The sequence below is a fragment of the Rhodobacterales bacterium HKCCA1288 genome, from assembly GCA_015693905.1.
GTDB lineage: Bacteria > Pseudomonadota > Alphaproteobacteria > Rhodobacterales > Rhodobacteraceae > M30B80.
The window spans coordinates 1,868,513-1,892,521 of record CP065161.1; the positions used below are offsets into that span (position 1 = coordinate 1,868,513).

The window sequence follows — 24,009 nt, forward strand, 5'->3', positions numbered from 1 at the left end:
GCCGCAAGAGGGCATCACCATATCCGCCCGTGAAAGGCTAGACACGTGACCATCCATACTTATCTTGGCGACCTTCCTGACGGTCTAAAACTGGGGCCGATTGTGGCGATTGATTGCGAGACAATGGGGTTAAACCCACATCGTGACCGCCTGTGTTTGGTGCAATTGTCTGACGGGGATGGAAACGCGCATCTGGTGCAGATCACCCAAGATCAAACAGCAGCCCCAAATCTTTGCGCGCTTTTGACGGATCCGAACACGCTGAAATTATTTCATTTCGGACGTTTCGATATCGCGGCGATGTATCATCGCTTTGGTGCTTTGGCCGCCCCTGTCTATTGCACAAAAATCGCCTCAAAACTGGTGCGCACCTTCACAGATCGGCACGGTCTGAAGAACCTCGCCCAAGAATTGATTGGCGTGGATATGTCAAAATATCAACAAACCTCCGATTGGGGGGCAAGCCATTTGACCGATGCCCAAAAGGATTACGCGGCCTCGGATGTGCTGTATCTGCACCAGATCAAAGATAAACTTGACGCCATGCTCGCCCGTGAGAACCGCCAAGAGATGGCGCAGGCCTGTTTTGATTTTCTGCCAACCCGTGCCAAGCTTGATTTGGCGGGATGGCCAGAGATTGACATCTTTGCGCATTGATCCAACCCCATGCCCCAAGGTGCCACCTATTCTCGGATCATAACATTCAGCAAGTTGGTTCTGCCGCTTGCTGCTTTGGTGGTGTTGTCTCTGATGTTTCTGTTTTCAGGGCGCCCTGATCCGAACCAAGCTTTGCCTCTTGCCACGCGAAGCGCCGATGGCCAATTGGGCCAGCAAGGGATGACCAACCCCCGCTTTGCGATGGTTACAGGATCTGGCGATGCGGTGGAATTGATCGCATCTTCCGCAGAGCCTAGTGATGGAGATGCCAATCAAATTCTCGCCACCAATGTAACGGCAGAAATAACGCGGTTAACGGGCGGGCGCGATCAAATCACGGCTGATCAAGCCTTATGGAATAGCCAAAGCTCTGACACACGATTAACTGGAAATATTGTTGCAACATCACCCGAAGGCTATAGGCTAGATACTGAGGAATTATCTATAATTGCCGCATCTGGTGACATTATCGCGCCTGCGGCGGTTTTGATCACATCGGACGGGATTCGCCTTGAAGCGGGGCAAATGGCAATCACTGGCCCGTCAGATCATCAGGTTGTGCATTTTCAGGGTGGCGTGCGGCTGCTATACGAAGGGAAATAGGGGGGCATATGCGGCAATTCTTCATCGCTATTTTCTTGCTGGCCATGGGCCTGCCTGCGCAGTCGCAGACACAAGTGGGCTTTGGCGGCACCCCGCATGACAGCAGCGCCCCAATCGAAGTTGTCTCCGACAGTCTTGAGGTCGATGACACTAACGGAAATGCAATATTTCGCGGCAATGTGATTGCTGTGCAGGGCGATTTGCGCATCTCTGCGGCTGAAATCCACGTCCTCTATCAAACCAATGCCGAAACCGGCGGTCAAAACGATATCGACCAAGTGCAAGCTCTAGGTGGGGTTTTGATTACCCGCGGTGTGGACGCGGCCGAGGCTGAAACCGCCACCTATTTCGTAGCTCGCAACGAAATGGAAATGGTTGGCAATGTTTTGGTCAGTCAACAAAGCGGTGTTATTGCGGGCGAGCGGATGCTACTGGATATTGCCACGGGGCAAGGCACGGTGGATGGGCGTGTGCGCACAACTTTGCAGGGGGCAAACCAGTAAGTCATGGCAAAGCGGGTGTCATTAAAGGTCGAAGAGGGCGCAGCGGGTTTGATCGTTTCAAACCTCCGCAAAAGCTATCGCCGCAGACCCGTCATTCGTGATGTTTCCATGGAATTGCGCAGAGGCGAGGTCGTGGCCTTGCTTGGCCCAAACGGGTCAGGCAAAACCACAAGTTTCTATGCAATTGCGGGCTTGGTCACGCCTGATGGTGGCAAAGTAATGTTGGATGGCCACGATGTGACGCGGTTGCCAATGTATCGCCGCGCACGGGCGGGCATCGGATATTTGCCACAGGAAATGTCGATTTTCCGCGGCCTATCAGTTGACGCAAACATTCTATCAATCTTGGAGATATCCGAGAAAGATGGCGCAACACGGCGCAAACGGCTTGAAGATTTGCTGAGCGATTTCTCGATTGAACATTTGCGCCGCGCGCCCGCCCTATCCTTGTCAGGTGGGGAACGCCGGCGGGTGGAGATCGCGCGCTGCTTGGCATCAAATCCGCGCTATGTGTTGCTGGATGAGCCCTTCGCGGGCGTTGATCCGATTGCAGTCAACGATATCCGCAGCCTTGTTGCCGATCTCAAAACGCGCGGCATTGGTGTTTTGATCACCGACCATAATGTGCGTGAGACGCTGCAAATCGTGGATCGCGCCTATATCCTGCATGACGGCAAAATCTTAATGAGCGGCACCTCCAAAGATGTCGTGCAAGACGAGAATGTGCGCCGCGTCTATTTGGGCCAAAATTTCAAAATCGGCTGATCGTCTTCTGCTTTACGTTGACAGATGGCGGGGATTCGTCGCCAAATAGGGGTGATGTTTGACAGAGCCAACACCCTCTTCTTTCCTGTCGCGCTGCTGACCGCAGGCAGAAATAGATTTGGGCAGGCGGTATCCCTGACATCTTATTTTATAGTGTAGCGTTGCAGCCTCGCTTCAACGCTATCTTTACGTAATGGAGGTAACATGCGCTATCAAATCAGTGGGAAACAAATCGATATTGGCGAAGCACTCCAAACATATGTGAAAGACGGGCTTGGCGCGGCTGTTGCAAAATATGCTGAAAGACCAACAGATTCACATGTCGTTTTCTCAAAAAGTGGGCATGAGTTCGTATGCGAATCCAATGTTCACCTTTCCACTGGACTCAGCGCATCTGCCAAGGGCAGCGATACAGAAATCTACGCGGCCTTTGATAAGTGCTGTGAGAAAATGGAAAAGCAACTGCGCCGATACAAGCGCAGATTGAAAGATCATCACCGCGAACGCGCAGAACCCGTTGAACATTTCGCTGCGGCCTCGTATATCCTCGCGTCAACAGACAAAGACGAAGATGATGCGGATGACACCTTGCAGCCCATCATCATCGCAGAAACCGAAACTAAAATCCCTTCGCTCTCTGTGGGTGAGGCGGTAATGCAGATGGAATTGGCGGGCGCCCCTGTCTTGGTATTCCGAAACGAAGCGAGCGCAGGCGTAAACATCGTCTATCGCCGCGAAGACGGAAATATCGGCTGGATTGATCCCCGCTAGACCGAAATAAAGACCCTGACGGGTAAGGAATACACGCGAATGGAACTTTCGATGCTCCTTGAGCCGCAAGGCGTGAAGGTTGTTTCTGATGTGACAAGCAAAAAGCGGCTTCTGCAATCTCTTGCAGATGTGGCTGAGGGTTTGCTTGACGTCAGCGCCTCGGAAATTTTCGAAGCTCTGCAGGAGCGTGAAAGCCTAGGGCCAACAGGCGTGGGGCATGGCGTGGCCTTGCCCCATGCGCGTTTGTCGGCGCTCACGAAAATCACAGGCGTATTTTTCCGTCTTGAACGTCCCGTCAACTTTGATTCCGCAGACAGACAGCCTGTTGATCTGGTTTTTGCGCTGTTTGCGCCTGCCGATACGGGCGTGGATCACCTCAAGGCGCTGGCGCGCGTGTCGCGCACATTGCGGGATGCGGAACTTTGCGAAAAATTGCGGGCAAATTCTGACCCAATGACACTGCACACCTTGTTGACAGGCGGCGCAGAAAGCCAAGCGGCCTAGGCCCAAGACCCAAATCCAAAACTGACATAGTCGCGCCGATAGGCTTCGGCGCAGACATCCTCAATTTCGGTCGTGTATATCTCGGAAAGCGAAATTGGATCGCAGGGATTGGGCAGAACGAAGGCCTGTTCTTGCCCTGCCAAAGCAGGAAGGGCATTTGGCAATTCTTCGGCCCGCAACAAGAGATCAGGCAGTTTCACCTGCGCCATACCTTGCAAAATTGCAGTCTGGCTGGCCCAACCAGGATCAACAGGAAGGCTCGTTTGCCCCGCCAGATTGCCCCGTAGAAATTTCAGAAATTGCAAGAAGCCTGCGCGCTGCGCCTCAAGTGACCAATCTTGCGCCCCGCTTTGACTTGGCAAAACAAGCCCGTAGGTTTTGCTTAAAACGCGCCGCGCCGTTGCAAAATGAGGGCGATCCTGTGGCAGGATATAACGGGTAAAGACATCATAGGCCCGCTCCAACGGGTGTTGGATTACCGCAAAACTGCGATAGCCGACATGCGCCCGCATCCATTGACGCAATTGATTTTGGCTCATGCGCCGATACAGCCCATCGCGCCCCACCCCATCAAGCGCCCCCATCCAATCAATCACAGCCTCAGATAAGGTGCCACGCATCGGTTGAAACAATAGGCCTGTTTTGGGGGCCGCCACAAAGGATGGCACAGCGGCATGGCGGCTTGGCTCAAAAAGCGGAATATCGGATAGGCCAAATGGGTCTAGTCCCTGTAAATCTGCCACCATCTGATCATAATTGATCACCTTTTTTGAGAGCGCTTCGGGATTTTGCTTTTTGATTTTCGCAGGTGGGGTGTCGACCTGATGGGCTGATCCCAAAAATCGGGCCAATCCATTGATCACTGACATGTCGAACAATTCATCATAACTGATGCGATAGGCCACCTGCCCAGTCACCTGCAGCGCCCGTGTTACTTTAGACTGGAAGGCCAGAAGGCGGGCCAATAAATCTTGGAACTCTCCCAGTTTAAAGGTGATCTCCGCACTGCGTTGATGGCGCATATCGCGCAGCATCCATTGCCCCGTCTCAGCGGCAATCTTGCGCGACACATAACTATCAAGCGGGTTTCGTGTCAAAATCACCTTCGCAATCGTAGGGTCACCCAAAACGGCTTCGGTCACACGGGGGTCATGGTCATGGAACAAACGAAAGCCAGCCATCGCGGGCGGGTTATCAAAAATCGCCTGCATCAATCCCAAAGGATCATCTTCGCGCCGCGCAAGGTCGTAATCGTAAAGAGTTTCCGTCTTGGGATGCCCAAGGAAGCTGGGGTTAAACACCTCGCCATGCGAGCAAATATCTGGAAATTCATTCAGCGCAGCCTCTAGGAAATTCGAGCCCGTGCGCATTTCAGCAAAAATGACAAATCCTTTGAATGTCGTCATGATCTATCGCACCACATAAGGCCGAATGGCCGAAGGTTTTGACGACATCATCTCCATATCATCGGATGGGAAATCGCCCACCACATGGGCGCGCATTCCCTGATTCTTAAGGGTCTGCAAAAACTTGGCAAATCCTGCAAATTTCACCATCCGCGGCACCGTTTCGAGATGCACAGGCCCGCCCGCCTGAGGCACATGTTGGATCGCTTCAGAGAGATGCTCGATCGGATATTCCAGAAATTCTGTGAGCGTCCAAATCTTGACATGGGCGCGTGCGTAAAGCGCGCGCAATTCATCCAAAAAATCCATTTCATTGCGCTGTAGGCGCGCGGCCTCGTTGCGAATATCGTCAAAATTTCCATTCGATGCGAACAGGCGCAACGCCCACGCGCCCGTGATGATATGGATACGGGCATTTCCATCTGCAGCCAGAAATGGGGTGATTTTTTGAGTGTCGCGCGGGCTAAATTGAAACACTTGCCGTTCACTGCGCGCATTCCAAATCAACGAGGTGAGAAAGGCTTCTGGATTGTAATCCCGTAACACCGAACTGTCGCTCAGGCCGCCTGGCCCAACGCTACCACCGCCAGAAAATTCCACGCGATCAGGCGCAAAGAGATGGCCGTGGACATGAGCATTGCTGCGCCGCGCAAGCCATGGCTCAAAATCTGGAAAAAGGTCTGAAAATCCATGAAATACGGAATATTCAACTGCCGTTTTCCCATTCTCCCAATTCCAATTTGGAAAACGGCTATGCATATAGAGGCCCGGCCTGCCACGCGTGCGCCGCTCCACCGCTTTTGCAAAGACGCGATCAATCTTGCCTGGGGCTGGCTCTGTTTTGAGGCAGGCTTCTTGTTCCTGATAGAGGAAGGTTTGGTAAAGCAAATCGGCCTCATGCCAAATTTTGCGGGCCACAAAGCAATCAGACCGGCGCAAAAGCCGCAGATGATCATCATAGAAAACATGAGGTTTTCCTTGGAAATCAAACTTCGACAAGGTCAGCGAGCGGCTTTCTATGTTAATCGCATAGCGGCGGGCCAATGATTGGAAATAGCTTTCATCAGGGATCCAAACCCGTTTGAAATAGCGATCATAGGTGTCACCATCAGGATCGGTCAGGATCGCCGTCAGGGTCTGACGGGTCAAACACCACCATTGGCTACCCAAATGGGGGGTCAAATCATTCGGAATTTTCCGCCGAAATCCAATACGGCGTTGAAACGCCACATATTGATCAAACAGGCGGCGATTGCGTTTCCAAGAAAAGGGGAAACGGAAGATAAATCGCTCCTCGTTTAGGCCGCCGACTGTCCATTGCACATCATGGATGGTCACGCTTTCGATAAAATCGGTTTGCGGATGTTGTTTGAGATAGGCGCGCAATTCGGACACGGGCCGAAGCGGCAAACAAGACCCGGAAACGAGATAAACATGACCAACTTTCGGTTCGGATTTCAGCAATTGCTTTGCCGCTAACTTGGTCGCGTGAACCAAAGACCAAGTGCCCCATTCACAAGGAACGCGTGCGCTAAATTGCACATTTTTCAAATCAGATAGGGCTTGCTTGAATCCTGCGAACTCAGCAGCGGGAACCTTCGCGTCCACATGGATCACCAAAGGGCAATCACGCTCGGCCCAATGGCGGGCTACCTCAGCGGCACGATCCAAATGGGAATGGCAGAGCATGACAAATCCCAAACTCATGCCCAGTTCCCTTTCGACATCAGGCCAAGGATTTCTAATTGCCGCCAATTGATGAATTTCTCAGAAAATCGCATCCAGAAATTTGGCCCGCGATCCGCCTCTAATGCGGCGAGATAGGCGCGATACTCTTTTGAATTTGCGAAATGCTCTCGCCGCTGCAATTCTTCTTGGGCTTTTTGTTGGAAGCCATCGATGAATTTTGCATGCAGCAACACACCTGAAGTTTTTTCACCACCCCATTCGTCATAAACAAGGTTCAATCCACGCGGCAAAAGCATGTGGGTTGAACTGGCATAGACATTTCCCCGCTGCCATCTCACCAAAGGGATCTTATTCAATGCGGGTGCAGATTTTGGATCATCTGCAAAAAACACCCGCGCGCGCGGCCCGCCTTGGATCCAAAGATTTCCAAAACTTGGGTTCTTCTGGATCATGTAATTGCCGCTATCAAACCAACAGCATTGCGCGAACGGGTCTTGCCCCGCCTCATAGGTGAAAGTGCCAATAGGGCCTTTGGGATACATATCCAACAGCATCGTCCCAAAGCTTTTGATCGAGGATGCCTCAAGCCAATCCGTCAAAGCGTTAATAGGGCGGGTGTCGACAAACGGGTAAATTAAAAATTCATCAGGGTCGACTGTGAGGCACCAATGACCGTGCCCATATTTGCCCAGCAAATGGTTCAACCAATCCATCCCAAATCGGGATCGCTTATAGCTTTCCGTGCTGAGCCAGACTGAACAATCCGTTTGCGCGGCCAAATAATCGCGCGAGCCATCATCGCTATCATTATCCACAAAAAGGAAATGGCGGACGCCCTTAGATCGGTAATATTCAAGGAAATAGGGCAGGCGCAGAACTTCGTTGCGCACTGTGCAAAAGCACAAAAGATCACGCGATTTAATCTGTGCCGTGCGATTTTGCACAGGTTTCAGCGCACGCGACTTTCGCCAAGCGCGCACCAAAAACCGCTTTCGTTGCAGCCTGAGCCGATACCGGCTGAGCGCATTCATACTCGATCCCCATCTCACTCCCGCACATCGTCAGATATAACGGCCTGCACCGCGCGAAAGTGATCCTTCCAATTTGGTAAATCATCCATGGGACTGGCCAGACCCGATGATCCAGATAGCAGTATTTCCTTAATTTGCGTTTTCCAAGCCTGCGGATCAAGCGGGGAAAGGAAAATTGCATAAGTTTTCAAAACTTCTCGATGAACAGGTAAATCTGAAACGATGCACGGCAGCCCAACCTGCAACGCCTCAAGCGGCGGATAGCCAAAGCCTTCGGCCAAACTTGGAAAGAGAAGCGCATTCGCGCTTTGCATCAAATCGCGTAATTCGGCATCGGGCAGCGCGCCATGTTCGAATATCTTGGTATTACGCAACAGATGCTGATCCAATCTTTGCAAAAGATCAGGCGCAGCCCAACCGCGCTGGCCCACAAGATGCAATTCAGGGCAGTCATCTGGCCCCATTTCCGCGAAAAGCGCGTCCCATGTATCTAGCAGAAGGGCGTGGTTTTTGCGCGGCTCAATCGTGCCAATCATCAAAAAACGCCGCTGCGGATTTCGGGGCAATGGCAGGTTTTTTGCGTGATCCAAGCCTGGGTATAGAACGTGGCAGGGCGGCGAAGGGTTTGGATAAAACCAGTCACAAATCGCCTGTTTAGAGACGTTTGAATTCGTCAAAATTGCATCCGCATAGCGCCCCACCTGCGACAGTTTCTGTTCAAACCGCGCGCTAATCCCAGCGCGTGTGAATTGGGGATGGGTCAAGGGGATGACATCATGAACATAAACCAGAACCTTGCGCGGCTGAACGGCCTCAAACACAGCGGGGGACAGATTGGCGTGACCAACATTCAAATAGACAGCCTCACTTGGAACATGGGCTGAAATCATCCGCGACAAGCCCGTGAAATGCGGACAGCGCGCCAAAGCAAATTTTCGCAAGGCCGCTTGAAGGCGATGCCGCGGATGGCGGCCGCGCCAGATCAAATGCGATAGGATATCGCCCCGTGCAGGCAAATCTTCACCATCGGCAAAGCGCGCCAAGGCGCGCCCGCCCTCCGCCCCAAGCAAGACATAACCTCGCGTGCTGCGATAAAAAAACAACGGGCGTGGCAGGCCTAGGGCGAAATCCAAATAGGCCCGCTCTACACGATCCACGCCCGTCAACTGGCTTTGCCCGATCCGCGACACCAGCCGCGTCACGTCTAGCAAAATATGCATGAGGTGGCGTTTACTGGGCTGCGGCGCGCATCGACATCAAATCTTGCAAGAAATCGCCAAATTCATCGCAAAGATCTGGGCGAGACAGCCCAAATGCCACTGTGGCCTGCAAGAAACCCGCCTTTGAGCCACAATCATAACGCTGACCTTTAAAGCGGAAGCCATAAACATTGTCAGAATTTTCGATCTCATGCGCAATCGCATCGGTCAGCTGAATTTCACCACCCTTGCCAGATTTGATCTTGTTCAAATTGGTCATGATTTCAGGCGTTAGAATATAGCGCCCAATCACGGCAAGGTTTGAAGGGGCGGCGCCTTCATTCGGCTTTTCAACCATGCCTTTGACCGACACCATCGCGCCATGATCTTCCTTCACGTCCAAGATCCCGTAAGAAGAGGCCTTATCTGCGGGCACCTCCATTGCGGCAACCATATTGCCGCCAGTTTCCGCATGGGCCTCAACCATTTGCTGCAAACATGGCGTTTCAGCCGCAATAACATCATCAGGCAAAATAACCGCGAAAGGTTCATTCGCAATCAGGCGCCGCGCGCACCACACTGCATGGCCCAATCCCAAGGGTCGGTTCTGGCGCAAATATGCAATCGCGCCGCTGTCCATATTGGTGCTTTTCAGCAAATCCAAAAGATCATTTTTATCCTTGCGGCGCAGGGTCGCCTCTAACTCGGGGGAGTGGTCAAAATAATCCTCAAGCGCGCTTTTTCCGCGCGATGTAACAAAGATGAATTCCTTGATCCCTGCCGCGCGCGCCTCGTCAATCGCGTATTGGATCAAGGGACGATCGACCAAAGTCATAATCTCTTTCGGGATTGATTTGGTCGCGGGCAAAAATCGCGTGCCTAGTCCTGCAACGGGAAAAATTGCTTTTGTAATTTTTTTCTTCATCTTCGCTCTCTCTGGCCAATTTTTACGCCCAAGCCCATTAAGACATGCCGCCTCACCCCAACTTGGTATGTATTGAAGAATTGTGTAACGAATTTTCTCGCTAAATCCTAGGGGCCAGTGTGATGCGCCTATGATTTCATGGAAGACCCCGTGCCGATGCAACGCGCGCCGTCTCGGCCTGAACACGGCCCGCAAAGCGCCACAAGACAACCCGCTTCTGATCGCGGCGGGAGGGGCCATAAAGACCCCCGACCTGTTCCCAATATCCTTGGCGATGAAACCGCACCCAATGCGGAACGGCGGTTGGATGAAACAGAAACAAGGAGGTGTTTTCGCCCGCTGCCGCATGCTGCGCCGCTTGGATGCGCAAGCGGTGACGATCACGCCACGGGCCATGTAGAATGACAGGCGGCTGTGGATCATCATCGCGCAAGGGCTGAAACGGGGGGGCTTGGTCAAAGGATTGGCGCAGCAGGAGAGGCCGCATTCGCCCTTGTTCAAACCCTGAACGCAGCTCTGCTAAAAGGGGCGCAATACGAAAAGGCGACAGATCCCCTGACAGCGCGAACCGCTCAATACGCCGTTTTTGCGTATATTCAAAATCCAACAATGCAGCATCCATTGACGCTGGGGGTGCATAGCGGCGCAAAAATCCTGCATAGCTTGCACCAATCTCAAACAGGGTTTTCGGCGCGCGGCGGGCAGATCGGCGCGCGCTTTGTGCGAAACCATGATGGATCAATCCCCCATCAAGATAGCCTGTTTCATGCCCCGCATGATGCAATCGCATCGCAAGATCTGTGTCGTCATAGAGAAAACGATAGGCCTCATCAAAGCCGCCTATTTGGCGCAGAATATCGGCTCTGAACAGCATATTTGTGCCGTGTAATTTGCGTGGGCCTGCATCAGATTTGGGCTGATCCCGCCCCAAGTCATCAAAGCCAACATCGCCCCATTGCACCGAAATTCCATTCCGCCCCAAAACAGTGCCCGTGAGCGCGGCCCATGGGTGCTGACACATCTCTTTCAGCATCAGTGATAGCCACATCGGCTCGGCCACCGCGTCATCATCTAGAAAGGCGATATATTCCGCCGCCGCATGATCAATCCCGATATTTCGGGCGGCTGAGATATTTTCATTTTCGAACAAAACCCGCTTAATGCGGCTTACAAAGGGCAAAGTCGAAATCGCCGCCAAACCCAAGTGATCAGCCACAATGATCAATTCCACAGGGCGGTGGTTTTGATGAAATACAGACAGCGCGGCGCGACACAAAAGATCAGGGCGTCCGTGGCTGACCACGATCACGCTGACGCGCGGCTGGCTCATTCTTGGCCCATCTCCGCAAGCATGGCTTCGATCCGTGACACATCTTCAGGGTTGTTCAATTCCCAGAATTTGCGCCCTTGCGCTTCGACCTCGACACATAACACACGGCGACCAGACTCGAGGAAGCGCAATTGTTCTAACCCCTCAAGTGTCTCTAGCGGCCCTGTCGGCCATGTCGGATAGGCCAATAGCGCCTCGGGGCGATAAGCGTAAACACCCACATGATGAAAGACGGGGGTTTCTTCGGCGTCCTCAGAAATACCCGTGGTGTAGGGGATCACTTCCTTTGAAAAATAGAGTGCTTGGTGCGCGCTGCCAAAAACGGCCGTGGTCCCGCCAACGCGGCCTGCCTTACGATCCGCTTTGAATGCGGCCAAGGTTTCACCATCACAGCGCAAAACGGGCGTAGCAATGTCCGCAGACGGATCAGCGCGCAGGCCTGTGATCAACTCCTCCAAGAACCATGCAGGCGTCAGCGGCGCATCCCCCTGAAGGTTCACCACCATCTCAACATTTTGTCCAAGATTATTGAGGGCCTCTGCGCAGCGCTCCGTCCCATTCACACAATCGGACGAGGTCATCACAACCTGCGCGCCAAAACCTTGGGCGGCATCTCGAATACGATCATCATCCGTGGCCACATAGACCGCGTCAAAACCTCTTACGGCACAAGCGGCGCGCCAACTGCGTTCAATCAGGCTCATAGATTTGCCCGAAACCCCGCGCAACTGAACCAAGGGTTTGCCCGGATAGCGTGAGGATTGATACCGCGCGGGTATTACACAAATGACGCTCATGGCTCGATCAACTCCACGGTTGGGGCATAGGCGATGAAGAAGCTATTTTCAAAACCTGCCTTGCCATAGGTAAATTCCTGATGGGTCGAAAACTCCACCATCTGGCCGCCCGCACCGCGCAACACTGCATCGCCCGCGGCCGTATCCCACTCCATCGTGCGGCCAAGACGCGGATAGAAATCCGCCTCACCCGAAGCAACCAAACAGAATTTCAAAGATGAGCCTGCGCTGCGCAAATCTGAAATTTCATAGGCACTGATATAGGCATCCGTGGCGGCATCGCGATGTGATTTTGAGGCGACTACGCGCAAGGCGCTATTGTCGGCCTCTGCCACGGAAAGCAATTTCTGCGGGCCAATTTCATCGTGGTTAAAGGGCATGAATTCCTCAACCGATTGGCCATCCGCACGGGTGTAAAACAATCGCTGCTTCGCGGGCGCATAAACAACACCACGCTGAGGGCGGCCATCCAAAACAAGGGCAATGTTGACCGTAAAATCCCCACGGCGCTGCACAAATTCCTTTGTGCCATCAAGCGGGTCAACAATGATGAAATCCCGCAAGGATTGCCGATGGGTTTCAGCCTGTTCTTCGGTCACAAGCGCAAGATCGGGAAAAGCTGCGCGTAGGCCCGCAGAGATATAGGCATCCGCCGCCTGATCAGCGCGGGTTACGGGACTGTCATCTGATTTGCTTTCAACACCAAAATCATCCGAGGCATAAACCTCCATGATTTTTTCGCCTGCCCCCAAGGCGAGGCTTCGAAACACGCGCTCGATCTTGTCAAAATCCATTTTGTAACAATTTCCTTAACCAGATTGCCTTAAATGGCCGTTTGCGGTTATCCTAGTCTCGTTGGATGGGGCAAGTAGATCATATATATCTTGCCAAACAAACCGACATCTATGGATCAAGGCCAGCATCCATGTTTGAAGCGCGACAAACGAACACGATGAGGCGTAGCCTCTTTTCCATGCTTGAGGTGACCTATCACGCCTCGGTTCAAAAGGTGCGTTCATCGCACCGCAACGCCGTTTGGGCCATCATGACCAGCATTTTACAGGCGGGCATGTTTGTCGGCGGATTTTATCTGATGTTCTATTTCATCGGCGCGCGCGAGGCAAAACTGCGCGGCGATTTCATGATGTATCTCTTGTCAGGGATTTATTTATACCTCTGCCATATCCGCGCGGTGGCTGCTGTCTCTGCCGCAGAAGGCGGCACCTCATCCCTGATGCAACATGGGCCGATGAATCCAATTGTGGCGATTGCATCCTCACTGATCTCGGCATTTTACGTGCAAACCATTTCGCTCTTGGTGATTTTATTCGCGCTGCACACGTTCAGCGGCACGGTGACCTTCCATAACTGGAAAGCCGCTTTGATGATTTACCTTTTGGCGTGGTTTTCTGGCTTTGGCGTTGGGCTGGTGTTTCGCGCCATGCGCCCATGGTCGCCCGAAGTAACGCGATTTGCGCAACAGGCCTATATGCGGATCAATATGGTCGCGTCAGGCAAGATGTTTGTCGCCAATACGGTGCCGGGATTCATTATTTCGATGTTTGATTGGAACCCTTTGTTTCACATTGTCGACCAAATGCGCGGCGCCGTGTTCGTGAATTACTTTCCGCATCATACGAATTGGGAATACCCGCTTTATGTGGCCTGTGGCCTGTTGATTGTTGGCCTGATGGCTGAGTTTTTCACAACCAAGCGGGCCTCAATGTCGTGGGATATGGGGCGCTAGCCAAGAATTTCGTAGAATTCCTTGTGATCTTTCCCAAATTCCTAGCGTTGCGCTGCTTGCAGGGGGCGATGTGCCTGCCTATATAGCCACCGAAACAGGCTGTTCTGAACGGCCTATACATAAGCAGTGACGGAGCCGAGATCGGGCCGTTGCCGCATGTTCGCTTGAAGAAAAGGGACCAGAAAAGATGGCTAAAGTAATTGGCATTGACCTCGGCACCACAAACTCCTGTGTTGCGATTATGGACGGCGCGCAACCGCGCGTGATTGAGAACGCTGAAGGCGCGCGCACCACCCCATCGATTGTTGGCTACACCGATGACGAACGTCTGGTGGGTCAATCGGCAAAGCGCCAAGCTGTTACCAATCCTGAAAACACAATTTTTGCTGTAAAACGTCTGATCGGGCGTCGTTTGACCGATGCCGAAGTGGAAAAGGACAAGAACCTTGTTCCCTACAAAATCATTGACGGCGGCAATGGTGACGCATGGGTCGAGGTAAAGGGCGAGAAATTCAGCCCCAGCCAAATTTCTGCACAAATCCTGACCAAGATGAAGGAAACCGCCGAGAATTATCTGGGCGAAGATGTGACGCAGGCCGTGATCACCGTTCCTGCCTATTTCAACGATGCACAGCGTCAGGCGACCAAAGACGCGGGTAAAATCGCAGGCCTTGAGGTGCTGCGCATCATCAACGAACCAACAGCGGCCGCATTGGCCTATGGGTTGGACAAAAAAGACACCAAGACCATTGCGGTCTATGACCTTGGTGGCGGCACATTCGACATCACAATTCTTGAGATTGACGATGGCCTGTTTGAGGTAAAATCCACCAATGGCGACACGTTCCTTGGCGGTGAAGATTTCGACATGGCGATTGTGAATTACCTCGCGCAGGAATTCAAAAAGGAAAACAATGTCGATCTGACGCAAGACAAAATGGCGCTTCAGCGTCTCAAAGAAGCGGCGGAAAAAGCAAAGATCGAACTTTCCTCTTCGACCCAGACCGAGATCAACCAACCGTTCATCTCGATGGGGTCAAACGGCCAGCCCTTGCACCTTGTGCTGAAACTGACCCGCGCGAAATTGGAAAGCCTTGTGGGTGATCTAATCAAACGCTCGCTGAAACCATGTCAGGCTGCGTTGAAAGATGCGGGCCTCTCAAAAGGTGATATTGACGAGGTGGTTTTGGTCGGCGGCATGACCCGTATGCCCAAAGTAATCGAAGAAGTGTCTAACTTCTTTGGCAAGGAACCCCATAAAGGCGTGAACCCTGATGAGGTTGTAGCCATGGGCGCGGCCATTCAAGCGGGCGTTTTGCAGGGCGATGTGAAGGATGTTGTTCTTCTGGACGTCACCCCGCTAAGCCTTGGGATTGAAACCTTGGGCGGCGTCTTTACCCGTCTGATCGACCGCAACACGACCATCCCAACCAAGAAAAGCCAGATTTTCTCGACCGCTGAGGACAATCAAAATGCGGTGACAATCCGCGTCTTCCAAGGCGAGCGGGAAATGGCCGCTGACAATAAAATGTTGGGCCAGTTCAATCTGGAGAATATCCCACCGGCGCCGCGCGGCATGCCACAAATCGAAGTGACGTTTGACATTGACGCAAACGGGATTGTCTCGGTTTCTGCGAAAGACAAAGGCACAGGCAAAGAGCAAAAGATCACCATCCAAGCATCGGGTGGCCTCAGCGATGAGGATATTGATCGTATGATCAAAGAGGCTGAGGAAAACTCTGATGCCGATAAGCAGCGCAAGGAATTGGTAGAGACCAAGAACCAAGCGGAAAGCCTGATCCACTCGACCCAGAAATCCTTGGAAGAACACTCCGACAAGGTTGATCCGACCACAGTCGAAGCAATCGAGTTAGCCATCAAAAACTTGGAAGAACAGATCGCGACCGATGATGCGGGCAAGATCAAATCTGGCATCCAAAACGTGACCGAAGCCGCGATGAAACTTGGCGAGGCGATTTACAAAGCCCAAGCCGAGGATGGCGAAGGCGGTGATGAGCCATCTGGTGTCGATGATGACATCGTAGATGCCGATTTCGAAGATCTGGACGACAGAAAGCGCTCCTAATCGGGAAATTTGATCCCGATAGACCAGCTGGGGTGCGCCTTGGCTGGTCTATGCGTTAAGAAAAGGGTGTCTACCGATGTCGAAGCGCGATTATTACGATGTTTTGGGTGTGGCGCGTGGCGCTTCGCCTGAAGAAATCAAGAAAGCCTATCGTCAAAAGGCGAAAGAACTGCACCCCGACCGCAATTCTGACAATCCGAATGCGGAAGCGCAGTTCAAAGAAGCGAATGAAGCCTACGAAGTTCTGAAAGATGCCGATAAAAAAGCGGCTTATGATCGTTTTGGTCATGCGGCGTTTGATGGCGGTATGGCAGGCGGCCCCCGTGCGGGCGGCCCTCACGCAGGCGGTGACTTCGCCAGCGCCTTTTCAGATGTGTTCGAAGACCTTTTTGGCGATTTCATGGGCGGTGGCGGTGGCCGCGGTGGGCGTCAACGCAGCACGCGCGGCTCTGATCTGCGCTATAATATGCGGATCACCTTGGAAGAAGCCTATGCGGGTTTCAGCCGCGAGATTACCGTTCCCACAGCCGTAACGTGTTCAAGCTGCTCTGGCAGCGGATCAGAGGGCGGATCTGAACCCGTCACTTGCCCAACTTGTTCAGGCATGGGCAAAGTCCGCGCGCAACAAGGCTTTTTCACTGTGGAACGCACTTGCCCCACCTGTTCAAGCGTGGGTCAAATTGTGAAAAACCCCTGTCGATCATGCGGGGGCGCGGGTCGCGAACAAAAAGATCGTCATCTTTCCATCAAAGTGCCCCCTGGTGTTGAAACAGGAACACGCATTCGGCGCTCGGGCGAAGGTGAGGCAGGTTTGCGCGGCGGGCCAGCGGGTGATCTTTATATTTTCATCGAAGTGGCCGAACACCCAATTTTCAAACGCGATGGCGTTGATCTTTACTGCCGCGTGCCCGTGTCGATGGTCACCGCTGCCTTGGGTGGCGATGTCGAGGTGCCTTGCATTGATGGCGGACGCAGCCGCGTGAAGGTGGCCGAAGGCGCGCAATCTGGTCGCCAAATGCGTTTGCGCGGCAAAGGTATGCCCGCACTTCGCGGCAATGGCACAGGGGATATGTATATCGAATTGGCGCTTGAGACGCCTGTGAACTTGAATTCCGAGCAAAAAGACCTGCTTCGGAAATTCGAGGAAAGCCTGAATAAGGGGAATAATCCCCACGCGTCAGGCTTTTTCGACAAGGTCAAAAGCTTTTTCGATGATCTGAAAAACTAACGTAAACCCCCGCTGTTGCGGGGGTTTTTGTTATTTTCCGATTTCGCAGGCCGCCATGACAGCCATATTCAAAATGTCATTGGCGGTGGAAACAGTTGAACAGATCTGCACAGGCCGATCTGGCCCTGTCAAAATCGGGCCAATGACCGTAGCCCCCGCCATTTCTTGCATCAATTTCACGGAAATCGAGGCGGAGTGACGCGCAGGAACAACCAAAACATTGGCAGGGCCAGAGAGTTTGCAGAATGGATATTGCTGCATCGCGTCCCGATTAAGCGCAACATCCACCGCCATTTCACCATCAAATTCGAAATCGACCCCTTCGCGCGCCAAAATCGCAGGGGCATCCCCCATTTTCACCGCGCGCTCAGAGACTGGATAGCCGAATGTTGAAAAACTGACAAAAGCGACACGCGGCTCAAGGCCCAAGATACGCGCAACATTTGCACCGCGCTTGGCAATCAGGGCCAGATCCTCGGCTTCGGGCCATTCATGGACAAGCGTGTCGCCCACCAAAACAACACGGCCCTTATGCATCAGCACCGTGATACCAACCGCGCCATCCTTGGCGGAGGCGTCAAATACATGGTTGATCAAGCCCAAAACATGCGCGGATTTTCGCGTGGCCCCTGTGACCAAACCATCCCCATGCCCATGTGCAAGCATCAAAGCCGAGAACACATGACGATCCCGCGCGGCCAGACGATGGATGTCATGCCGATCAAAGCCTTTACGTTGCAGGCGGTTGTAAAGGAAATCTTTATAGGCATCTAAGTGGCGCGTTTTTGCGGCATTCACGATCTCAAGCTCGCGCACTGCATCCGCCAAACCCGCCGCTGAGAGTTTTTCCGCGACATCAGCCTCACGCCCAACGACCAGTGCCTTGCCCAAACCATTGCGCTGATAGGCCACCGCGGCGCGCAAGACGCGAATATCGTCCCCTTCAGCAAAAATCATACGCGCCTGCGCATTACGGGCGCGGGCATAAATGCCCTGCATGATGGAGGAGGTCGGATCCATCCGCGCCTGCAAATCATTGGCATAGGCATCGAGATCCAAGATTGGCCGCCGTGCTGCGCCCGTATCCATACCCGCGCGTGCAACAGCGGGCGGAATCGTATAGATCAATCGCGGGTCAAAAGGTGTGGGGATGATGTAATCGCGGCCAAAAGACAGCTTTTCACCATAGGCCATTGCGACCTCATCAGGCACATCTTCGCGCGCAAGTTCGGCCAAGGCGCGCGCGCAGGCGATTTTCATTTCATCATTGATGGCGCGGGCGTGAATATCCAACGCACCGCGGAACAAATACGGGAAACCAAGAACGTTATTCACCTGATTGGGGTAATCACTGCGCCCCGTGGCCACGATCGCATCCGGGCGCACCTCGTGGGCTTCTTCTGGCGTGATTTCTGGATCAGGATTTGCCATGGCGAAAATCACAGGGTTTTCGGCCATGGATTTGACCATGTCTTGCGTGACCGCCCCTTTTGCCGAAACACCAAGAAAAACATCAGCGCCGCGCATCGCGTCTTCAAGACTGCGCAAATCGGTTTTCACCGCATGGGCCGATTTCCACTGGTTCATCCCTTCGGTGCGGCCTTGGTAAACCACACCTTTCGTGTCGCAAATAATACAATTCTGATGCTGCGCCCCCATGGATTTCAGCAGCTCAAGGCAAGCGATCCCTGCCGCGCCTGCACCGTTTAAAACGATACGGACATCTTCGATTTTTTTGCCCGTCAAATGCAGCGCGTTGATCAAACCCGCCGCACAGATCACCGCTGTTCCGTGTTGGTCATCATGAAAGACAGGAATATCCATTTCTTCCTTGAGACGCTGTTCAATCATGAAACATTCGGGGGCCTTGATATCCTCAAGATTAATCCCGCCAAAGGTGGGCCCCATGAGGCGCACGGCGTTCACGAATTCATCGACATCTTCCGTGGCAAGCTCGATATCAATCGAGTTGATATCGGCAAAGCGTTTGAACAAGACCGCTTTACCTTCCATCACAGGCTTTGAGGCGAGTGCGCCTAGATTTCCAAGACCTAGAACGGCTGTCCCGTTTGAGATCACAGCAACCAGATTGCCCTTGGTCGTATAATCATATGCGGTTGCGGGGTTTTGTGCGATCACCTCACAGGGAACGGCCACACCTGGCGAATAGGCAAGGCTGAGATCCCGTTGGGTCGACATCGCCGTTGACGCGGAAATGTCAATTTTTCCAGGGCGGGGTTCCAAGTGATAGGCCAAAGCCTCTTCACGCGTGACCTTTGGTTTATTTGCCATAAATTCGCCTCCTCTTTCATTCGGTTTACAATCCCTTGACCGTGGCGACAACGCATCTCTTTTGTCCCTTCAAACAATGCCGCAGAGACAGTAGGGTAAGCCCAAAGAAGGGGGCAGGAATGACAGGCCAAGTCACGCCAATGATGGCGCAATATCTTGAGGTGAAAGCCCGCCACGCGGATGCGTTATTGTTTTACCGCATGGGCGATTTCTATGAGATGTTTTTTGATGATGCTGTCGCCGCCGCCGAGGCATTGGACATCGCCCTAACAAAGCGCGGCCAACATCTGGGTGAAGACATTCCTATGTGCGGTGTCCCCGTTCATGCCGCTGAAAACTATTTGCTGACATTGATCCGCAAAGGATTTCGCGTGGCCGTCTGTGAACAGCTCGAAGACCCCGCCGAGGCGAAAAAACGGGGGTCAAAATCAGTTGTTAAGCGCGATGTTGTGCGCGTTGTCACTCCGGGCACTTTGACCGAAGACAGCCTTCTGGACGCGCGGCGTCACAATTATCTAACGGCTTATTTTGAATCACGGGACGGATCAGCCGCGCTTGCATGGTGCGATATGTCGACTGGGGGGTTTTGGGTGATGCCTGTGACCCCCGCGCGGCTTGGCCCAGAATTGGCACGCCTTGCACCGCGCGAAATTCTTATCTCGGAAAACCTTGATCCTAGCCGCATTGCCTTAATCGAAGAAACAGGCGCAAGCGTGACACGCCTTGCACCGTCAAGCTTTGACAGCAGATCCGCAGAAACACGGCTTACCGATTTGTTCAAAGTCGACAGCCTAGAGGCCTTTGGCCAGTTTGAACGTCCTGATCTCTCCGCTATGGGGGCGGTGGTCGATTATTTGGACATCACGCAAAAAGGCAATCTGCCCCGCTTGCAACGCCCACAGCGGCAATCTTTGACGCGGGTGATGTTGATTGATGCCGCAACGCGAAAAAATTTGGAAATTACACAATCTCTGTCGGGCGGGCGCAAAGGCAGTCTTTTGGGCGTGCTCGACAAAACTGTGACCAGCGCAGGTGGGCGTTTGTTGGAGCGGCGCCTTTCCGCCCCGTCCACAGATTTTGATGAAATCACAGCCCGACATGATGCGGTGACCTTCGCGCTAACGAATTCTTCGATTTCGGAAAGACTGCGTGAGATTTTGCGAAAAGTTCCTGACATGGAACGCGCGCTGTCGCGCCTGTCCTTGGATCGGGCCAGTCCACGGGATTTGGCCGCAATCCGTTCGGGTCTACGCCAAGCGCAGGAGGTGGCAGCTCAGCTTGGCGGTATAGAGCTTTCCTCGTTATGGCGCGATTTAGTGACTGATTTGGTCGGTCATGAACCCCTGATTGGGCTGCTGACAGATGCCCTGATTGAGGAGCCGCCCCTCCTCGCCCGCGATGGGGGATTTGTTGCGTCAGGCTATCACCCTGAGCTGGATGAAATGCGCGCCCTTCGAGATGAGGGGCGTGGAATTGTCGCAAAAATGCAAGCTGACTATATTAGCACGACAGGCATTCCATCCCTTAAAATCAAACACAACAATGTGCTTGGCTATTTCATCGAAACGACCGCCACCCACGCGGAAAAGATGCTATCTGCCCCCCTGTCCGAGCAGTTTATCCATCGCCAGACCACGGCCAATGCGGTGCGCTTTACCACAGTCGACTTGTCAGAACTTGAAACAAAGATCCTGAATTCTGGCGCGCGGGCGATTGAGATTGAAAAACAAATCTTTGAGGCGCTGCGCCACGAGATTTTAGCACAGTTTGATCCGGTTATGCGTGCCGCATTTGCCCTCGCATCAGCGGATTTTTATCTGGCCTTAGCACATATCGCGCGGGCACAAGATTGGGCGCGACCAGAGATCACAAAAAATCGCGATTTTGATATTGTCGCAGGTCGCCATCCCGTGGTTGAGGACGCGCTTCGCGGCAGTAAAGATCGCTTTGTTCCAAATGACTGCGCGCTATCCCCGCAGAGTGATGCCGCCGCTATACAATTGCTGACTGGCCCCAATATGGCGGGTAAATCAACCTATTTGCGGCAAAACGCGTTGATTGTGATTTTGGCTCAAATGGGCGGTTTCGTGCCTGCCAGATCGGCAAAACTGGGGTTGGTCAGCCAAGTTTTCAGTCGCGTTGGAGCCTCTGATGATCTTGCGCGCGGCAGGTCGACCTTCATGGTCGAGATGGTGGAAACAGCCGCGATTTTGAACCAAGCCGATCATCGCGCCTTAGTTATCCTTGATGAAATAGGGCGCGGGACAGCCACCTATGACGGGCTGTCGATCGCATGGGCCACGTTGGAATTTCTACATGATGTTAATAAGTGCCGCGCACTTTTTGCGACCCATTACCACGAATTAACCGCGCTTGCGGGCACGCTATCGGGCGCGCGCAATGCAACCGTGGCAGTCAAAGAATTTGAAGGTGAGATTGTCTTTCTTCACGAATTACGCGAAGGCGCCGCAGATCGATCCTATGGGGTTCAGGTCGCGAAACTTGCAGGATTGCCGCCTGCGGTGATCCATCGCGCCGAAGAAGTTTTGAAGAAATTGGAAAAGAATGATCGTGAGGGCGGCGCGCAGAAATCGCTGATTGATGATTTACCGCTCTTTACCGCACAGCCTGCGCCACAGGCCCCCAAATCATCCCCGCTTGAGGATCGCCTGCACGCCGTGCATCCAGATGAGATGACGGCGCGCGAGGCGCTTGATTTAATTTACGACCTAAAGGCGTTGATGAAAGATTAGGATTTCGGTGTTGATGACACACCCACCTGCGCAGGGCGCAAAAGGCGATCATGCAACAGGAATCCTTCGGTCATAACCTGAATGATCTGGCCCGCTGTCGTGCCTGGAACGGGGGCCTCAAACATCGCCTGATGCATTTGCGGGTCGAATTGGTCGCCCTCTTCGGGTTTCACGACTGTCACGCCATGTTTTGAGAAAACATTCAGAAGCTCGCGCAAGGTCAGCTCAATACCTTCGATCACGCTGCCCGCAACATCACGTTGCTCATCGCCAACAGCCGATAAAGCGCGGTTGAGGTTGTCATAAACAGGCAACAAATCGCGGGCGAGACGGGTGCCGCCATAATGCTCGGCTTCGCGGCGATCCCGCTCGGCACGTTTGCGTAGATTCTCGGAATCCGCCATGACGCGCAACAAACGATCGCGCAGTTGATCCCGCTCCTCAGTCAGCGCAGCAATAACGCCTTCGGGGCTGGTATCAACATCTTCGCCAATGCCTTCGGCAAGGTCGATATCTTCCTCAGGCGCGTCAATATCATCAAGGAATTGCTCTTCCTGTGGCTCTGCCATCTTTCACCTCTTATGCACGATCAGAGATTAATTTCCCAACCAACTGTGCCGTGTAATCCACAATCGGCACGATCCGACCGTAATTGATGCGCGTTGGCCCAATCACGCCCACAGCGCCGATAATTTTCCGTTCCGAGTTCATATAGGGAGAGACAACCAAAGAGGAACCCGTAAGTGAGAATAACTTGTTCTCAGACCCAATAAAAATGCGCACACCATCGCCGCGATCGGTCAAATCAAGGAATTCCGCGATGTCCCGCTTGCGTTCGAGATCATCAAACAAGGATTTGATCCGTTCGAGATCTGCAATTTCTGGCGCATTGTCCAACAGATTCGCCCGCCCGCGAACAATGAGGCGCTCGCCCCGATGACCAGAATTTTCCCAAATCGCCAAACCCTGCTCAATTAGCGATTTTGCAATTTCATCAATCTCGCGGCGGCGTGTTTTGACCTCTTGCTCCATCACCGCGCGTAAATCTGTAACGGTGCGGCCTTCTGCCCATGCGTTCACAAAATTCGCAGCCTCGCGCATCGCACTTGGCGTCAATCCAGGCGGTGGGGTGAATAGCCGATTTTCAACATGGCCATCGGCGAACACCAAAACAACAAGGGCTTTTTCCGTTGAGAGGGATACAAACTCAACATGTTTGATCGGCGCCTCGTGTTTCGGGGCAAGCACCAAACTCGCGCCATGGGTGATGCCCGACAATGCCTTGCCAATCCTGTCCAAAGCCGTTGAAACCGTGTCGGAATTGCTTTGAACTGTCGCATCAAGGTGGGTTTTGTCGTCTTCGCCGAGTTCGGTAACCTCAAGCAGCCCATCCACGAACATGCGCAGTCCCAAATGGGTCGGAACACGCCCCGCCGAAATATGCGGGCTGTCGAGCAGGCCGAGATATTCCAAGTCCTGCATCACATTGCGAATAGTGGCCGCTGAAATCTGTTCGGTCATGTTGCGGGTCAGGCTGCGTGATCCAACGGGCTCACCAGTGGAAAGATAGCCCTCAACCACGCGGCGAAAAACTTCGCGCGATCTCTCGTTCAATTCAGCGAGAATTTGTGATGTTTCACTCATTCTTCAGCCCCAAATCATCACCTAATTTCGCCGCATGGGCCGCAGATGGTCAATCCTGCTTGCAACTGCCCCTTTACTG

Annotated in this window: 21 protein-coding genes; 10 read left to right on the plus strand and 11 right to left on the minus strand. The window is 53.2% G+C overall.

Going from position 1 to position 24,009, the window contains the following annotated elements:
* The first annotated feature begins 45 nt into the window (after nt 1–45).
* From I3V23_09160 to I3V23_09185, 6 genes are all read left to right on the plus strand, one after another.
* On the plus strand, nt 46–657 hold the full coding sequence (locus I3V23_09160; GenBank protein ID QPI84753.1) for a ribonuclease D: 612 nt from the start codon (nt 46–48) through the stop codon (nt 655–657).
* 9 nt (nt 658–666) lie between these two features.
* On the plus strand, nt 667–1,260 hold the full coding sequence (gene lptC, locus I3V23_09165) for an LPS export ABC transporter periplasmic protein LptC (protein QPI84754.1): 594 nt from the start codon (nt 667–669) through the stop codon (nt 1,258–1,260).
* 8 nt (nt 1,261–1,268) lie between these two features.
* Nucleotides 1,269–1,763: a lipopolysaccharide transport periplasmic protein LptA gene (locus tag I3V23_09170; protein QPI84755.1), complete on the plus strand. Its 495-nt coding sequence runs from the start codon at nt 1,269–1,271 to the stop codon at nt 1,761–1,763.
* 3 nt (nt 1,764–1,766) lie between these two features.
* A complete protein-coding gene (gene lptB / locus I3V23_09175; protein QPI84756.1) occupies nt 1,767–2,528 on the plus strand; it encodes an LPS export ABC transporter ATP-binding protein in 762 nt (253 codons plus the stop codon).
* A gap of 204 nt (nt 2,529–2,732) precedes the next feature.
* Nucleotides 2,733–3,299, plus strand: coding sequence for a ribosome-associated translation inhibitor RaiA (raiA, locus tag I3V23_09180; protein QPI84757.1), 567 nt, complete (start codon nt 2,733–2,735; stop codon nt 3,297–3,299).
* 39 nt (nt 3,300–3,338) lie between these two features.
* The gene (locus I3V23_09185; GenBank protein ID QPI84758.1) at nt 3,339–3,803 is read left to right on the plus strand and encodes a PTS sugar transporter subunit IIA; all 465 of its coding nucleotides are present in this window, start codon (nt 3,339–3,341) and stop codon (nt 3,801–3,803) included.
* Here I3V23_09185 and I3V23_09190 read toward each other — a convergent pair.
* The 8 genes from I3V23_09190 to cysQ all read right to left on the minus strand — a co-directional run bounded on the left by I3V23_09190 (nt 3,800) and on the right by cysQ (nt 12,974).
* Complete coding sequence (locus I3V23_09190; GenBank protein ID QPI84759.1) at nt 3,800–5,209, minus strand: nodulation protein NodH; 1,410 nt, start codon at nt 5,207–5,209, stop codon at nt 3,800–3,802. The two genes, I3V23_09185 and I3V23_09190, sit on opposite strands and share 4 nt — an antisense overlap.
* Before the next feature lie 3 nt (nt 5,210–5,212).
* Nucleotides 5,213–6,916 carry a glycosyl transferase gene (locus I3V23_09195; protein QPI84760.1) on the minus strand — a complete coding sequence of 568 codons (1,704 nt, stop codon included), beginning with the start codon at nt 6,914–6,916 and terminating at the stop codon, nt 5,213–5,215.
* Nucleotides 6,913–7,929: a glycosyltransferase family 2 protein gene (locus tag I3V23_09200; protein ID QPI84761.1), complete on the minus strand. Its 1,017-nt coding sequence runs from the start codon at nt 7,927–7,929 to the stop codon at nt 6,913–6,915. Before I3V23_09200 ends, I3V23_09195 begins: the two co-directional genes overlap by 4 nt.
* A 14-nt stretch (nt 7,930–7,943) precedes the next feature.
* Nucleotides 7,944–9,149, minus strand: a complete 1,206-nt coding sequence (locus tag I3V23_09205; protein QPI84762.1) for a glycosyltransferase family 4 protein — start codon at nt 9,147–9,149, stop codon at nt 7,944–7,946.
* Nucleotides 9,150–9,159: 10 nt separating this feature from the next.
* Nucleotides 9,160–10,053, minus strand: coding sequence for a UTP--glucose-1-phosphate uridylyltransferase GalU (gene galU / locus I3V23_09210; protein ID QPI84763.1), 894 nt, complete (start codon nt 10,051–10,053; stop codon nt 9,160–9,162).
* 136 nt (nt 10,054–10,189) lie between these two features.
* The gene (locus I3V23_09215) at nt 10,190–11,383 is read right to left on the minus strand and encodes a glycosyltransferase (protein ID QPI84764.1); all 1,194 of its coding nucleotides are present in this window, start codon (nt 11,381–11,383) and stop codon (nt 10,190–10,192) included.
* Nucleotides 11,380–12,180, minus strand: a complete 801-nt coding sequence (locus tag I3V23_09220) for a 3-deoxy-manno-octulosonate cytidylyltransferase (protein QPI84765.1) — start codon at nt 12,178–12,180, stop codon at nt 11,380–11,382. The genes I3V23_09215 and I3V23_09220 overlap by 4 nt, the downstream gene beginning before the upstream one ends.
* Entirely contained in the window at nt 12,177–12,974 is a 798-nt protein-coding gene (cysQ, locus tag I3V23_09225) for a 3'(2'),5'-bisphosphate nucleotidase CysQ (protein QPI84766.1), read from the minus strand. The genes I3V23_09220 and cysQ overlap by 4 nt, the downstream gene beginning before the upstream one ends.
* 131 nt (nt 12,975–13,105) lie before the next feature.
* On the opposite strand from cysQ, the gene I3V23_09230 reads away from it, so the two are divergent.
* From I3V23_09230 to dnaJ, 3 genes are all read left to right on the plus strand, one after another.
* Nucleotides 13,106–13,927: an ABC transporter permease gene (locus I3V23_09230; GenBank protein ID QPI84767.1), complete on the plus strand. Its 822-nt coding sequence runs from the start codon at nt 13,106–13,108 to the stop codon at nt 13,925–13,927.
* Between the two features lie 187 nt (nt 13,928–14,114).
* Nucleotides 14,115–16,013 (plus strand): molecular chaperone DnaK, encoded by a 1,899-nt coding sequence (gene dnaK, locus I3V23_09235; protein ID QPI84768.1) that lies wholly within the window; start codon nt 14,115–14,117, stop codon nt 16,011–16,013.
* A 76-nt stretch (nt 16,014–16,089) separates the two neighbouring features.
* The gene (gene dnaJ, locus I3V23_09240) at nt 16,090–17,241 is read left to right on the plus strand and encodes a molecular chaperone DnaJ (protein QPI84769.1); all 1,152 of its coding nucleotides are present in this window, start codon (nt 16,090–16,092) and stop codon (nt 17,239–17,241) included.
* A 30-nt stretch (nt 17,242–17,271) separates the two neighbouring features.
* On the opposite strand, the gene I3V23_09245 is transcribed toward dnaJ, so the two are convergent.
* Nucleotides 17,272–19,533, minus strand: coding sequence for an NADP-dependent malic enzyme (locus tag I3V23_09245; protein ID QPI84770.1), 2,262 nt, complete (start codon nt 19,531–19,533; stop codon nt 17,272–17,274).
* Between the two features lie 119 nt (nt 19,534–19,652).
* Here I3V23_09245 and mutS point away from each other — a divergent pair, with 119 nt between their 5' ends.
* On the plus strand, nt 19,653–22,286 hold the full coding sequence (mutS, locus tag I3V23_09250) for a DNA mismatch repair protein MutS (protein QPI84771.1): 2,634 nt from the start codon (nt 19,653–19,655) through the stop codon (nt 22,284–22,286).
* Here mutS and I3V23_09255 read toward each other — a convergent pair.
* Nucleotides 22,283–22,855, minus strand: a complete 573-nt coding sequence (locus I3V23_09255; GenBank protein QPI84772.1) for a nucleotide exchange factor GrpE — start codon at nt 22,853–22,855, stop codon at nt 22,283–22,285. The two genes, mutS and I3V23_09255, sit on opposite strands and share 4 nt — an antisense overlap.
* Before the next feature lie 10 nt (nt 22,856–22,865).
* The gene (gene hrcA / locus I3V23_09260; protein ID QPI84773.1) at nt 22,866–23,930 is read right to left on the minus strand and encodes a heat-inducible transcriptional repressor HrcA; all 1,065 of its coding nucleotides are present in this window, start codon (nt 23,928–23,930) and stop codon (nt 22,866–22,868) included.
* Nucleotides 23,931–24,009: the final 79 nt, after the last annotated feature.